The following is a 13051-nucleotide window of genomic DNA, read 5'->3' as shown; positions in this document are numbered from 1 at the left end:
GCTGAAGATTCTTATGTTGCCGGAGCCTGTTATGTCGCTGCCAACCCCGCTGACCATCGAAGCCGGCCTCCAGGCCGAGCAAGACTTGCTGGCCTCGGTCTGCGCCGGCGATACAGAATTCGGCCTGCTGTTCTGGCAACCCAGTGATCGCGCCCTGGTCATGCCGCGCCGCCTCAATCGTCTCCCCGCTTTCGAGCACGCTTGCGAAGTCTCCGCCGCTGCTGGCTGGCCCGTCCTGCTACGCGAAACCGGCGGCGAACCCGTGCCGCAATCTGCCGCCACTATCAATATCGCTCTGGTCTACGCACCACCGCGCAGCGAAGGCGATTTGAACCGCATAGAAACCGGCTACCACCGCCTCTGCGATCCGATCTGTCAGTTGCTGGATGAATTGGGTGGTACCTCGTCGTTGGGCGAAATCGACGGCGCATTCTGCGACGGTCGCTTCAACGTCAACCTCGACGGCCGGAAAATGGTCGGCACCGCCCAGCGCTGGCGCCAGAGTCAGGGCGGGCAGCGTCCGGTCGGTCTGGTTCACGGAGCGATGTTGATGGATAACGAGCGTGAGTCGATGGTGGCGGCGGTCAATCGCTTCAACGAAGCGTGCGGCCTGGAGCAGCGGGTGCGGGCGCAAAGCCACATTGCCCTGCATGAAAAATTCAACGCGCCACAGGCCTTGGCGCGTCTCGATGAGCTGTATCGTTTGATGCTGGCGCAAATGTACGTTTAACGCGTACCGAAGACCACCATGGTCTTGCCTTTCACATCGACCAGGTTGCGTTCTTCAAGATCCTTGAGCACGCGACCGACCATCTCCCTTGAACAGCCGACAATTCGCCCAATCTCTTGACGCGTCACTTTGATCTGCATGCCGTCCGGGTGGGTCATCGCGTCCGGCTGTTTGCACAGCTCCAGCAAACAACGGGCTACCCGGCCAGTGACGTCGAAGAACGCCAGGTCGCCGACCTTGCGCGTGGTGTTGCGCAGGCGTTGTGCGATTTGTCCGCTGAGTACGTAAAGAATGTCCGGATCCTGCTGCGATAATTCGCGGAACTTGGCGTAACTGATTTCCGCAGTTTCGCACTCGACCTTGGCGCGCACCCAGGCACTGCGTTCCTGTTCCTGGCCGGCTTGTTCGAACAGACCCAGCTCACCGAAGAAATCCCCGGCGTTGAGGTAGGCGATGATCATTTCGCGACCGTCGTCGTCCTCGATCAGGATCGTCACCGAACCCTTGATGATGAAGTACAGCGTGTCCGAACGATCGCCCGCACAGATGATGTTGCTCTTGGCTGCATGACGACGGCGCTGACAATGCATCAGCAGCTTGTCGAGGTTCTTGATTTTGGGTGTGGGGGTAATAGCAACCATGGTTGTATCCCGAAAAGACTGCACGGTGATGTTTGATTTTTTTATGAGGCGCTGAAGGCGGTCGCTACACAGCTGGCATGGGCGCCAGTGAATTGGCGCCAGCTTAACAGACACTTCGTCGAAAATTCGAGAAATTACCTACACCGCAGAGGCATCCGTCCTAGGAACGCCGCCGCTGTCCGGGCAAAGCCCTGTGCTAAGCTGGCGACCCTTTTTTCTACAGTGGAGTCTTGGCGATGAAGGCACGCATCCAATGGGCTGGCGAAGCCATGTTCCTCGGCGAATCCGGCAGCGGTCATGTCGTAGTGATGGACGGTCCGCCGGACGCCGGTGGTCGTAATCTGGGTGTTCGCCCGATGGAAATGCTCCTGCTCGGTGTTGGCGGTTGCAGCAATTTCGACGTGGTCAGCATTCTCAAGAAGTCGCGTCAGGCCGTTGAGAGCTGCGAAGCCTTCCTTGAAGCCGAGCGCGCGACCGAAGATCCGAAGGTGTTCACCAAGATTCACATGCATTTTGTGGTCAAGGGCCGTGGCTTGAAAGAAGCCCAGGTCAAACGTGCGATCGAGTTGTCTGCAGAGAAGTATTGCTCGGCCTCGATCATGCTCGGCGCGGCTGGCGTGGCGATCACTCACGATTACGAAATCGTCGAACTCGGTTGAACCGACATTCAACTATCATAAAAGCAGTGCAGACTCTGGCGATCCCCCGCTGACGTCTGCATAATGCGCCACTTTTTTCAGGGCAGTGATCGGTCAGCCGACAGGTCATCCGCCTGAACAGATAACCAAAATCGCCATCGCGAAGAGGTGTTAACCGTCCTACGCAGGTGCGTTGTTCGCACTTGACGGGCATGCTTGATCACGCGGCCGGGCCGCATACATAGAGAGTTTTTAACGGTGAAATGCACACTCAAGCTCCACGGGTTCAATAACCTGACAAAGACCTTGAGCTTCAACATCTATGACATCTGCTACGCGGAAACCCCGCAAGACCAGCAGGCTTACGTTGAGTACATCAATCAAGAGTACAACGCGAAACGCCTGACGCAGATTCTCACAGAAGTTGTCGAGATCATTGGTGCCAACATCCTGAACATTGCCAGTCAGGACTATGAACCTCAGGGCGCCAGCGTCACGATTCTGATATCTGAAGAGCCGGTAACCCCGACTGAAAGCCAGATCGAAGAGTCGCCGGGCCCGTTGCCCGAAATTATCCTGGCCCACCTCGACAAGAGTCATATCACGGTGCACACCTACCCGGAAATCCATCCGGACGACGGTATTGCAACCTTCCGTGTGGACATCGATGTGTCGACCTGTGGTGTCATTTCACCGCTCAAAGCGCTCAATTTCCTCATTCACCAGTTCGATTCGGACATTGTGACTGTGGATTATCGTGTGCGTGGCTTCACCCGTGACGTTGAAGGCAACAAGCACTTCATCGACCACGAGATCAATTCGATCCAGAACTACCTGTCCGAAGATACCCGCGACGCGTACCAGATGACCGACGTGAACGTGTACCAGGAAAACCTGTTCCACACCAAAATGCTGCTGAAGAACTTCGAACTGGACAACTACCTGTTCGGCGACGCCACCAGCAACCTGTCTGCGGAGCAACGCGCTCAGGTGACTGACCGGGTGAAACACGAAATGCTCGAAATCTTCTACGCGCGCAACATGCCGACCTAAGATTCCCGGGCACAAAAAAAGGCGACTGTCTCAGGACAGTCGCCTTTTTTATTGTTGAAACAAAGACCCCTGTGGGAGCTGGCTTGCCAGCGATGGGGCCCTGTCCGGCAATACACTTCTCAAATCCGATAAGTACTCTTGGTCATCACCTTAGCCAGAATACTCATCCCGAACTTCACCGGCGCCGGAAAACGGAAACCGCCAGCCTCCAGCGCACTCTCCGCATGATGCTCTTCATCAATGCGCATCTGCTCCAGAATCGCCCGGGACTTCTCGTCCTCAGCCGGCAATTGTTCCAGGTGTTCATTCAAATGCTTGCACACCTGATGCTCGGTCGCTGCAACAAACCCCAGGCTGACCTTGTCGCTGATCAATCCGGCCACCGCGCCAATGCCGAACGACATCCCGTAAAACAGCGGATTGAGCACGCTGGTATGACTGCCCAACTGGTGAATGCGCTGTTCGCACCACACAAGGTGATCAATCTCTTCTTCGGCGGCGTGCTCCATGGCTTCGCGCACTTGCGGCAGCTTGGCGGTCAGCGCTTGCCCTTGATACAGCGCCTGGGCGCAGACTTCACCAGTGTGGTTGATGCGCATCAGCCCGGCAACGTGGCGGGTGTCTTCATCGCTCATTTGCGTGTCCGGCTGCAAAATCGCCGGCGACGGACGGTACGGCTGGCCACTGAAGGGCAACAGGGTACGCATGGCGGCATCGGCTTGCAGCAGCAGACGGTCAATGGGCGAGTAGTGACGTTGGGTAGTCATGCTGACCTCCGGGAAGAATCTCGGCGGCCAGTTTAACCGAATCGGCCGGGGAAGGTTTGCGCTGGGTCATCAGTAACACTGGATGTGCTTTTTGCTTCATGTAGGAGCTGCCGAAGGCTGCGATCTTTTGATCTTGTTTTTGATACTCGAAGATCAAAAGATCGCAGCCTTCGGCAGCTCCTACACACAGGTTTGCTGGGTATCAGCCCGGTGGCCAGTTCATCTGGCGCTGACCGAGTACGTGCATATGAATGTGGTAAACGGTTTGCCCACCCTTTTCATTGCAGTTCATCACCACACGGAAGCCTTCCTCGCAACCCAGTTCCAGCGCCAGACGTTGTGCAGTGAACAGGATATGCCCGGCCAGTGCCTTGTCGTCTTCGGTCAGGTCATTGAGGGTGCGCACCGGTTTCTTCGGGATCACCAGAAAATGCACCGGTGCCTGAGGAGCGATATCGTGGAAGGCCAGAACCTGGTCGTCTTCGTAAATGATCTTGGCCGGGATTTCCCGGTTGATGATCTTGGTGAACAGAGTATCCACTGCTGTTTTCTCCGTTGTTTGGGCTGGTCTGAGTGTACGCAGGGCGGCTTATCCCGCCCAGTGTTTTACCTGTAGGGCATTTCAGCGCGGGCAGTAAGCCTTGTTGACCATGCCGACAATGGTGCGATTGAGCCAGCGCGACCCCAATCTGGGCAGGAAGGCGAACCATCGATTGCGTCGCCCCGGGATGATGATCGCGCGGTTCTTGTCGAGGGCGCGTACGGTGTATAGCGCGACTTCCTCTGGGCTCATCATTAACTTGCTGTCTTTGAGTTTTTCGCTGTTGAGCTGTGCCGTGCGGAAAAAAGCCGTACGGGTCGGGCCTGGGCAGAGTACCGAGACATTCACCGCACTCTGTTTGAGTTCGACCCGCAAGGCTTCGGAGAAGTGCAGAACATATGCCTTGCTGGCGTAGTAAGTGCTCATCCACGGGCCCGGGTTGAACGCGGCCATTGAGGCGACATTGAGAATCTGCCCGCCACCCTGCAGCGCCATGCTGTTGCCGATCGCGTGGCACAGACGGGTGAGGGCGAGGATGTTCACCTCGATCAGATCCTGCTCGGTCATCCAGTCCTGAGCAAGGAACGGCCCGCAAGTGCCAATGCCGGCGCAGTTCACCAGTAAATCGATCTGCCGGTCGCCTTCTTCCAGCTCAAGCAGAAAACCGGACAAGCGCAATGGTTCGCCCAGGTCGCAGGCGCGGAACAGCACCTCGACACCAAAACGTTGGGTCAACTCGATCGCAATGCTTTCCAGCTGATCACGCTGTCGAGCCACAAGAATCAAACTGCGGCCGCGCCGGGCCAGCGCTTCAGCCATGGCCAGGCCAATGCCGCTGGAAGCGCCAGTGATCAGTGCGTAACGGGTCATGCAATTCTCCATCGCAACAGCTCCGCGCCGACGACGCGGGTGTCACGGCGGGGAGCGCTGTTCATTCTTTCGCAGAGTCTACAGGGGCCTGCGCCGCTTCGGCTGCATCGTCGGCGGAATTCGCTGCGGGTTCGACTTCCACGTCGATTTCGTCGGTGGTCACCGAGCCGCTTTCGTAGCTGCTTTCCAGATTGCTTTCGTATTCCTGCTGGATAGCCGAGATTCCGCCGAGGATGCCGCTGACGAAAAACAGGGCGATAAACACGATCCACAGGGAACACAGGACCTTGACCGCAGTGCTGTTCGGTGGCGGCGGGGGGCCATAGCGGTTGGCGACGGTATTACCCGGTACGATCATGACCACAAACGGGAAGAAACTGCCCACGAAAGGCACCAGTGTCAGCAACCAGAGCCAGCCGGACCAACCGATATCATGCAAGCGTTGAACACTGAACATGATGCTGACGATGAGCAGTGCCAAAAACAAGAAGACCGCGACGATGCCGCCGATGATCAGGCCGCTGGTGGAGTCGGCGCCGACAAGTCCCAGCGCGATCAACGCAAAGATGCCGATAATCGGCAGGGTCACCAGCGTCAGTACCATCGACCAGGCGAGGTAGCGTAAACGTCCGATCCGGCCTTCCACCCCAAACGGTTTGAGCGTAGCGAACGCAGGCAGGCTTTCGCCGACGTTCGCTCGAGGTGGCGCGTACGGTGAGCTCGGTTCCATCGCGGCAGCGGCGTGTTCATGCACGTCCGCCAGATTCAGTTCGATGGGGGTTTCGGTTTCGATGCGGGCATTGATACCGGTCTTGTTCAGCGCTTGCAGGTAGGTCTGCGCATCGCTGTGGGATAGATCGCGCTTGATCGCGACGACGCTGCCATTGAAGAGTCGCTCGATGGCGGCTACTTCGCTTTTGAACAGGTTCGCCAGATTGAGTTTGGCAGTGGTGATGTCGACACCGGGCTGTAGAGCTCCGTCGAAAACGATCTTGTAACGGGTGTCGCTCATGGCCGAGGCATCCTTGTCGCGAATAGATTGAAAGGTCGTCAGTGTAAGGCCAGTCCTTCAGAGACTGGCCTGATTTTTACGTGGCCAGCGTTGTGGCAGTTGCGCTGCGTGTTGCTGGGCCTGCCGGTATTCAGCGTCAAGGCGAGCGATCAACTGATCGACGCTTGGCAGGTCGTCGATCTGCCCGACGCCTTGGCCGGCAGACCATACGGTCTTCCAGGCTTTGGCTTCGTCGCTGACCGGTTTGAGTTTGTCGCCGAAATTCACCTCGCCTTTGCCTTGCAGAGTTGCCATGTCGAAACCGGCCGCCTCCAGGCTCTGGCGCATGAAACTGGCCGGAACGCCCGACACCGCTGGGGTATGGATGATGTCCGCAGCCTTGGCTGTCAGCAGCATCTCCTTGTAGGCGTCAGGCGCATGGCTTTGCGTGGTGCCGATGAATCGCGTGCCGAAGTAGGCCAGATCCGCGCCAAGCAGCTGTGCGGCGAGAATCTCGTGGCCGTGGTTCAAACATCCTGCAAGCAACAGTGTCTTGTCGAAGAACTGACGGATCTCGGCGATCAGTGCAAACGGGCTCCAGGTGCCGGCATGGCCACCTGCGCCGGCGGCAACGGCGATCAATCCATCGACACCGGCTTCGGCGGCTTTCTCGGCATGTCGCCGAGTGGTGACGTCGTGGAAGACCAGGCCACCATAGCTGTGCACGGCATCGACCAACTCCTTCACCGCCCCGAGGCTGGTAATGACGATGGGGACTTTATGCTCGACGCAAATGTTCAAATCCGCCTGCAAGCGTGGGTTGCTGTTATGAACGATCAGGTTCACCGCGTACGGCGCCGGGTTGTCCAGTGTCGCCAGTCCCGCTTCGATCCGTTCCAGCCAGGCTTTGAAGCCGCTGCTTTCGCGCTGGTTAAGTGCCGGAAAGCTGCCAACCACGCCGTTGCGGCAACAGGCGAGCACTAACTCGGGGTTGGAAATCAGAAACATCGGCGCTGCAACTACAGGCAAACGCAAACGTTGTTCGAGCAGAGCAGGCAGCGACATGATGAACACCCCAGAGATCTGTACTTGTTGAAGTTAGAACGGCTTGACCACGACCAGAATTACGATAGCCAGCAATATCAGAACCGGGACTTCATTGAACCAGCGATAAAAGACATGGCTGCGGGTGTTTTCGCCACGGGCAAAACGTTTTACCTGCGCGCCGCACATATGGTGATAGCCGATCAACAAGACGACGAGGGTCAGTTTGGCGTGAATCCAGCCACCCATGCTGAAGATGGTCGGATTGAGGTAAATCAGCCAGCCACCGAAGATCAGCGTAGCGATCATCGCCGGGCCCATGATGCCGCGATACAACTTGCGCTCCATGACGCTGAAGCGTTCCTTGCTGATCGAGTCTTCGCTTTGCGCGTGATACACGAACAGTCGCGGCAAGTAGAACAGTCCGGCAAACCAGCAAACGATGCTGACAATGTGGAAAGCCTTGATCCATAGATAGAGCATTTTTAGTTATTTCCTTAATCACGGTAAGCCGGATAGTAGAGGCTTGAGCGCCCGCACGTCACCTTGACGGTTGTCGCAGGGGCGCGCGGCCCCTATTATCGACGGCTTTCCAGTGGGTTCGTTGAGGGCAGGTTTATGGTCAAGGTCGGTATCGTCGGCGGCACGGGTTACACCGGTGTCGAACTGCTGCGTCTGTTGGCGCAACATCCGCAGGCAGAAGTGGTTGTGATCACTTCCCGATCCGAGGCAGGTCTGGCCGTGGCTGACATGTACCCGAACCTGCGCGGTCACTATGACGGCCTGGCTTTCAGTGTGCCGGACATCAAAACCCTCGGCGCTTGCGACGTGGTGTTCTTCGCCACGCCACACGGTGTGGCTCACGCACTGGCGGGCGAACTGCTGGCGGCGGGCACCAAAGTCATCGACCTGTCGGCAGACTTCCGTCTGCAAGACGCCGAAGAATGGGCCAAGTGGTACGGTCAGCCGCACGGCGCGCCTGAGCTGCTTGATGAGGCGGTCTACGGTCTGCCGGAAGTCAATCGCGAGCAGATCAAGAAAGCGCGTCTGATCGCCGTGCCGGGTTGCTATCCAACCGCTACGCAGCTGGGTTTCCTGCCGCTGCTTGAGGCTGGTCTGGCGGATGCTTCGCGTTTGATTGCCGACTGCAAATCCGGTGTCAGCGGTGCCGGTCGCGGTGCGGCTGTAGGCTCGTTGTACTCTGAGACTTCGGAAAGCATGAAGGCTTACGCGGTAAAAGGTCACCGTCACCTGCCGGAAATTCGCCAGGGTTTGCGTCGTGCCGCAGGTAAGGACGTTGGCCTGACCTTCGTTCCGCACCTGACTCCGATGATTCGTGGCATTCATTCCACGCTCTATGCGACCGTGGTCGATCGCTCGGTAGATCTGCAGGCTCTGTTTGAAAAGCGTTATGCCAACGAACCGTTCGTCGACGTGATGCCTGCCGGCAGTCATCCGGAAACCCGTAGCGTACGTGGCGCCAACGTGTGCCGTATCGCCGTTCACCGTCCACAGGATGGGGATCTGGTTGTAGTGCTGTCAGTGATCGACAATCTGGTCAAAGGCGCCTCGGGTCAGGCGGTGCAGAACATGAACATCCTGTTCGGGCTGGACGAGCGCTTCGGCCTGTCCCACGCTGGTATGTTGCCGTAACACTTTAAGCTGCACAGTAAAAAGGCCCGTTGAACGGGCCTTTTTGCATGCTGAGCAGCTCATCGGGTTTATTGATATACCGTAACAATAGTTGACCGATTTTCTAGGACAAGCGGATAATGCCCGTCATCACGCATTATGGCGGCGTAACGCCGGGAGATAGTCAGCATGAGCGTCGAATCCTTCACCCCCACGGCTTTGCAATTCACCCACGGTGCCGCGCACAAGGTGAAGAGCCTGGTCGATGAAGAGGGGAATGATCGCTTGAAGCTGCGCGTATTCGTTACGGGCGGCGGTTGTTCAGGTTTTCAGTACGGTTTCACCTTCGATGAAGATGTGGCCGATGACGACACCATTGTCGAGCGCGAAGGTGTGAGTCTGGTGGTTGATCCGATGAGCTTCCAGTACTTGGCCGGTGCTGAAGTGGATTACCAGGAAGGTCTGGAAGGTTCGCGATTCGTGATCAAGAACCCGAACGCCACCACCACGTGTGGTTGCGGGTCGTCGTTCTCGATCTGATCGTTTTTCGCTACAGACAACAAAACGCCGCAGAGCCTTACGGTTCTGCGGCGTTTTTTGTTGCTTGCGTTTTATTCAGTTGGGGTAGATGGCGCCGAGTACGCGAAGACCTTTGGCGCCTGTGACGCTTGGCCGGTTGGCGGCGATGCCTTCAAGGCAGCAATGGGCAAGCCAGGCGAAGGCCATGGCTTCGACCCAGTCCGGATCAACGCCGTGGGTCGCGGTGCTGGCAACCGTTGTGTTGGGCAGCAACTGGGTCAGGCGTTTCATCAGTGTGGCGTTGTGTGCGCCGCCGCCACAAACCAGCAGCTCCTGCGTGTCGCCCTGTGCGCTTTGCAGCGACTCGACGATGGTCAGGGCCGTCAGCTCAAGCAGCGTGGCCTGTACGTTTTCTGCTGCGAAGGCTGGCAACCGTGACAAGTGTTGTTCCAGCCAAGGCAGGTTGAACACTTCGCGGCCGGTGCTTTTCGGGCCTTTGGTGACGAAGAATGGATCGCTGAGCAGCGCCTGCAACAGGGTTGGCTCAACAGCGCCTGATCTCGCCCAGTCGCCATTACGGTCGTAGTTTTCACCGCGCTGCTGCTGAATCCAGGCGTCCATCAGAACATTCCCAGGGCCGCAGTCGAAACCGGCTACAGGCCTGGTCGGCTCTATCAGACTCAGATTGCTGAAACCGCCGACATTCAAGACTGCCTGATTGCCGGTACTCTCTTCAAACAACGCCTCATGGAAGGCGGGAACCAGAGGTGCACCCTGACCGCCGGCAGCGACATCGCGGCTGCGAAAGTCGCTGACTACGGTGATGCCGGTCAACTCGGTGAGCAGAGCAGGGTTGCCGATCTGCACGGTGAAGCCGCGCGCCGGTTCGTGGCGAATGGTCTGGCCATGGCTGCCGATCGCCCGTATATCTTCAGGTTTGAGTTGCTGCTGATCAAGGAGGGTGTGAATACCCTGCGCGGCGAGTTTCACCCAGTGATGCTGAGCAATCGCCGAGCGGGCGATTTCGTCCGGGCCGCTGGCGCACAAGCCAAGGAGCTCGGCGCGAAGGGAAGCAGGCATGGGAATGTAGTGCGTGGCGACCAGTTTGATCGCCTGGGTCTGTTCGATCAGGGCAATGTCCAGACCGTCGAGACTGGTTCCGGACATCACGCCGATATACCGGGCCATGGCTTAACGCTTGCTCGAGGCCAGCATGGTGGCCTTCTCTTGATCCATGCGCGCCATCAGCGGTTGGCTCTGCGCCAGGAAGCGAGCGCGTTCGGCTTTGGCGATTGGATCGGCCATTGGCAGCTTCTGACCCAATGGGTCTACGTGAACGCCGTTGACCTGGAACTCATAATGCAGGTGCGGGCCGGTGGAAAGACCGGTGGTGCCAATGTAGCCGATCACCTGGCCTTGCTTGACGGTGCCGCCGGTTTTCACGCCTTTGGCGAAACCTTGCATGTGGCCATAAAGCGTACGGTAAGTGTTTCCGTGCTGAATGATCACGGTGTTGCCGTAGCCACCACGGCGGCCCGCCAACAAGACTTTGCCGTCGCCGGCAGCCTTGATGGGTGTGCCGCGCGGCGCAGCGTAATCGACGCCTTTGTGAGCGCGGATCTTGTTAAGGATCGGGTGCTTGCGGCCCATGGAGAACTTTGAACTGATGCGGGCGAAGTCCACCGGAGTACGGATGAACGCTTTACGCATGCTGTTGCCGTCAGCCGTGTAATAGCTGCTGTTGCCTTGTTTGTTGGTGTAACGCACAGCGGTGTAGGTCTTGCCGCGGTTGGTAAAACGGGCGGACAGGATCGGGCCGTTGCCGACCGACTTGCCGTTGACCACTTTCTGTTCGTAGATCACATCGAATTCGTCGCCCTGGCGGATGTCCTGCGCGAAGTCGACGTCATAGCCGAAGACGCTGGCCATATCCATGGTCAGGCTGTGAGACAGGCCTGCGCGGGCGGCGGATTGGGAGAGCGAGCTATTGATCACGCCGTGGACATAAGCGGTGCGAACGGTAGGTTTTGCCGTGACCCGGTTGAAGGCGTAGCCCTTGTCATTCTTGGTGAGAGTGATGGTTTCGACGTCACTGACCTTGCTGTGAAGGCTGGTCAGTTGGCCTTCCGGGCTCAATTCGAATTCGAGTTTCTGGCCGTGTTTGAGTTGGCTGAACTGTTTGGCTTGTTTATCGCTGGCCAGCACTTCGTGCACGGAAGCGGCTGGGAGGCCGACCTTTTCGAACAGGGTGGACAGTGTGTCGCCCTTGGCGACAACGACTTCGCGGTGACCGGGAGCCTTTGCTTTTTCCGTTGCCGGCGCAGGTGCGGGTTCGGTTTCAGCAGTTTGCGGGGTATTTTCGTCGCTGTTTTCGATCTGGGCGAACGGTGAAGCTACTGGCTCATTTGTGGCTTGAGCCGCGTCAGCGGCGTCTTGATCTTGTGTCAGTTGTTCAGCAGGACTTTCCAGTTCAAGGCTCAGGGTCGTCTTTTTGGCTTCAACATCACTGGAAGGGAATACCAGGAGAGCCAGGCTAAGAAGGGCGGCGATTCCACTTGCAGCAAGCAGGTGGGTCTTTGGGTAAAGCGGGGGCGCTTTAGACGGTTCTGTGGTCATAAGTAATTTTTGACTTTGAAAAATGATGAATTGGAAAAGATGAATGACATGATGAAGATGAAATAACTGTATAAAATATAACCAAATCATCTCTGAAGCAAGTCTGCAGACATCGCGTCTGTGGATTGGTGTCCGTGCGCCGGGCAAAACTTGTAATTGGTGCGCGATCTTGTATGGTTGGTTCCCTTTGAATCTGAGCCTTGCGGGTCTGTTATGAAGTCGGTTGAAGAGCAGCTAGCGCTGATTAAACGTGGTGCGGAAGAACTATTGGTCGAGTCCGAGCTGATCGAGAAGCTCAAGCGCGGCCAGCCGCTGCGTATCAAGGCTGGTTTTGACCCGACCGCTCCGGATCTGCACCTGGGTCACACAGTGCTTATTAACAAGCTGCGCCAGTTCCAGGAGCTGGGGCATCAGGTGATCTTCCTTATAGGTGACTTCACCGGGATGATCGGTGATCCGAGCGGCAAGAGCGCCACGCGTCCGCCGCTGACTCGCGAGCAGGTTCTGGAAAACGCCGAAACGTATAAAACTCAGGTGTTCAAAATTCTCGACCCGGCGAAAACCGAAGTGGCGTTCAACTCCACCTGGATGGATCAGATGGGGCCGGCGGACTTCATTCGCCTGACTTCGCAATACACCGTCGCTCGCATGCTTGAGCGCGATGACTTCGACAAGCGCTACACCACTAATCAGCCAATCGCTATTCACGAGTTTCTGTATCCGCTGGTTCAGGGTTATGACTCGGTGGCTCTGCGCGCGGACGTGGAGTTGGGTGGTACTGATCAGAAGTTCAACTTGCTGATGGGGCGCGAGCTGCAGCGTGGTTATGGTCAAGAGGCTCAGTGCATTCTGACCATGCCGTTGCTTGAGGGTCTGGATGGTGTGAAGAAGATGTCCAAGTCGTTGGGCAACTATGTCGGCATTCAGGAAGCACCGGGTGTCATGTACAGCAAGCTGGTTTCGATTCCTGATGCATTGATGTGGCGTTACTTCGAGCTGCTCAGCTTCC

The 13051-nt window shown here is 57.3% G+C and carries 15 protein-coding genes (1 of these 15 only partly in view); 6 read left to right on the top strand and 9 right to left on the bottom strand.

The window, feature by feature from the left end:
- Positions 1 to 31: 31 nt before the first annotated feature.
- On the top strand, positions 32 to 730 hold the full coding sequence (locus tag ACIPIZ_RS23315; RefSeq protein WP_401167691.1) for a biotin/lipoate A/B protein ligase family protein: 699 nt from the start codon (positions 32 to 34) through the stop codon (positions 728 to 730).
- Here the strand turns inward: ACIPIZ_RS23315 and crp are convergent.
- Positions 727 to 1371: a cAMP-activated global transcriptional regulator CRP gene (gene crp, locus ACIPIZ_RS23310; protein ID WP_008088598.1), complete on the bottom strand. Its 645-nt coding sequence runs from the start codon at positions 1369 to 1371 to the stop codon at positions 727 to 729. The two genes, ACIPIZ_RS23315 and crp, sit on opposite strands and share 4 nt — an antisense overlap.
- Positions 1372 to 1607: 236 nt before the next feature.
- Between crp and ACIPIZ_RS23305 the strand changes: the two genes are divergently transcribed.
- A complete protein-coding gene (locus ACIPIZ_RS23305) occupies positions 1608 to 2030 on the top strand; it encodes an OsmC family protein (protein WP_003228794.1) in 423 nt (140 codons plus the stop codon).
- Between the two features lie 237 nt (positions 2031 to 2267).
- Positions 2268 to 3062: an adenosylmethionine decarboxylase gene (gene speD, locus ACIPIZ_RS23300; protein WP_401167689.1), complete on the top strand. Its 795-nt coding sequence runs from the start codon at positions 2268 to 2270 to the stop codon at positions 3060 to 3062.
- Between the two features lie 119 nt (positions 3063 to 3181).
- Here the strand turns inward: speD and coq7 are convergent, their stop codons facing one another.
- From coq7 to hemJ, 6 genes are all read right to left on the bottom strand, one after another.
- Positions 3182 to 3829 (bottom strand): 2-polyprenyl-3-methyl-6-methoxy-1,4-benzoquinone monooxygenase, encoded by a 648-nt coding sequence (coq7, locus tag ACIPIZ_RS23295; protein WP_008077993.1) that lies wholly within the window; start codon positions 3827 to 3829, stop codon positions 3182 to 3184.
- 202 nt (positions 3830 to 4031) lie between these two features.
- Positions 4032 to 4370: a histidine triad nucleotide-binding protein gene (locus tag ACIPIZ_RS23290; RefSeq protein ID WP_003228789.1), complete on the bottom strand. Its 339-nt coding sequence runs from the start codon at positions 4368 to 4370 to the stop codon at positions 4032 to 4034.
- Positions 4371 to 4451: 81 nt separating this feature from the next.
- Entirely contained in the window at positions 4452 to 5240 is a 789-nt protein-coding gene (locus ACIPIZ_RS23285; RefSeq protein ID WP_064390764.1) for an SDR family oxidoreductase, read from the bottom strand.
- Between the two features lie 61 nt (positions 5241 to 5301).
- The gene (locus ACIPIZ_RS23280; protein ID WP_064390763.1) at positions 5302 to 6252 is read right to left on the bottom strand and encodes a DUF805 domain-containing protein; all 951 of its coding nucleotides are present in this window, start codon (positions 6250 to 6252) and stop codon (positions 5302 to 5304) included.
- Between the two features lie 57 nt (positions 6253 to 6309).
- Positions 6310 to 7296 carry a nitronate monooxygenase family protein gene (locus ACIPIZ_RS23275; protein WP_150647682.1) on the bottom strand — a complete coding sequence of 329 codons (987 nt, stop codon included), beginning with the start codon at positions 7294 to 7296 and terminating at the stop codon, positions 6310 to 6312.
- A gap of 33 nt (positions 7297 to 7329) precedes the next feature.
- Positions 7330 to 7758 carry a protoporphyrinogen oxidase HemJ gene (hemJ, locus tag ACIPIZ_RS23270; RefSeq protein ID WP_064390762.1) on the bottom strand — a complete coding sequence of 143 codons (429 nt, stop codon included), beginning with the start codon at positions 7756 to 7758 and terminating at the stop codon, positions 7330 to 7332.
- A gap of 135 nt (positions 7759 to 7893) precedes the next feature.
- Here hemJ and argC point away from each other — a divergent pair, with 135 nt between their 5' ends.
- Both argC and erpA read left to right on the top strand, forming a co-directional pair.
- Positions 7894 to 8928: an N-acetyl-gamma-glutamyl-phosphate reductase gene (gene argC, locus ACIPIZ_RS23265; protein WP_016983465.1), complete on the top strand. Its 1035-nt coding sequence runs from the start codon at positions 7894 to 7896 to the stop codon at positions 8926 to 8928.
- 168 nt (positions 8929 to 9096) lie between these two features.
- On the top strand, positions 9097 to 9447 hold the full coding sequence (gene erpA / locus ACIPIZ_RS23260; protein WP_003176443.1) for an iron-sulfur cluster insertion protein ErpA: 351 nt from the start codon (positions 9097 to 9099) through the stop codon (positions 9445 to 9447).
- 75 nt (positions 9448 to 9522) lie between these two features.
- On the opposite strand, the gene ACIPIZ_RS23255 is transcribed toward erpA, so the two are convergent.
- Entirely contained in the window at positions 9523 to 10614 is a 1092-nt protein-coding gene (locus ACIPIZ_RS23255; RefSeq protein WP_401167682.1) for an anhydro-N-acetylmuramic acid kinase, read from the bottom strand.
- A gap of 3 nt (positions 10615 to 10617) precedes the next feature.
- On the bottom strand, positions 10618 to 12042 hold the full coding sequence (locus tag ACIPIZ_RS23250) for a peptidoglycan DD-metalloendopeptidase family protein (protein ID WP_105709387.1): 1425 nt from the start codon (positions 12040 to 12042) through the stop codon (positions 10618 to 10620).
- A gap of 213 nt (positions 12043 to 12255) precedes the next feature.
- Here ACIPIZ_RS23250 and tyrS point away from each other — a divergent pair, with 213 nt between their 5' ends.
- Positions 12256 to 13051 carry the 5' portion of a tyrosine--tRNA ligase gene (tyrS, locus tag ACIPIZ_RS23245; RefSeq protein ID WP_064390759.1) on the top strand. Its footprint extends 404 nt past the window's final position, so only the first 796 of its 1200 coding nucleotides appear in the window; the start codon lies at positions 12256 to 12258; its stop codon lies beyond the right edge, outside the window.

Origin of the sequence: Pseudomonas sp. NPDC087690, assembly GCF_044743175.1 — a bacterium.
Taxonomy (GTDB): domain Bacteria; phylum Pseudomonadota; class Gammaproteobacteria; order Pseudomonadales; family Pseudomonadaceae; genus Aquipseudomonas.
This window is presented reverse-complemented; position numbering and strand designations above follow the sequence as displayed.

Excerpts from the sequence above, each read along its gene's own strand:
- ACIPIZ_RS23315 (WP_401167691.1), top strand. The coding sequence starts at position 32 with ATGTCGCTGCCAACCCCGCTGACCATCGAAGCCGGCCTCCAGGCCGAG.
- ACIPIZ_RS23250 (WP_105709387.1), bottom strand. The coding sequence starts at position 12,042 with ATGACCACAGAACCGTCTAAAGCGCCCCCGCTTTACCCAAAGACCCAC.
- ACIPIZ_RS23275 (WP_150647682.1), bottom strand. The coding sequence starts at position 7,296 with ATGTCGCTGCCTGCTCTGCTCGAACAACGTTTGCGTTTGCCTGTAGTT.
- ACIPIZ_RS23305 (WP_003228794.1), top strand. The coding sequence starts at position 1,608 with ATGAAGGCACGCATCCAATGGGCTGGCGAAGCCATGTTCCTCGGCGAA.
- erpA (WP_003176443.1), top strand. The coding sequence starts at position 9,097 with ATGAGCGTCGAATCCTTCACCCCCACGGCTTTGCAATTCACCCACGGT.
- crp (WP_008088598.1), bottom strand. The coding sequence starts at position 1,371 with ATGGTTGCTATTACCCCCACACCCAAAATCAAGAACCTCGACAAGCTG.
- ACIPIZ_RS23255 (WP_401167682.1), bottom strand. The coding sequence starts at position 10,614 with ATGGCCCGGTATATCGGCGTGATGTCCGGAACCAGTCTCGACGGTCTG.
- ACIPIZ_RS23280 (WP_064390763.1), bottom strand. The coding sequence starts at position 6,252 with ATGAGCGACACCCGTTACAAGATCGTTTTCGACGGAGCTCTACAGCCC.
- hemJ (WP_064390762.1), bottom strand. The coding sequence starts at position 7,758 with ATGCTCTATCTATGGATCAAGGCTTTCCACATTGTCAGCATCGTTTGC.
- argC (WP_016983465.1), top strand. The coding sequence starts at position 7,894 with ATGGTCAAGGTCGGTATCGTCGGCGGCACGGGTTACACCGGTGTCGAA.
- coq7 (WP_008077993.1), bottom strand. The coding sequence starts at position 3,829 with ATGACTACCCAACGTCACTACTCGCCCATTGACCGTCTGCTGCTGCAA.
- ACIPIZ_RS23285 (WP_064390764.1), bottom strand. The coding sequence starts at position 5,240 with ATGACCCGTTACGCACTGATCACTGGCGCTTCCAGCGGCATTGGCCTG.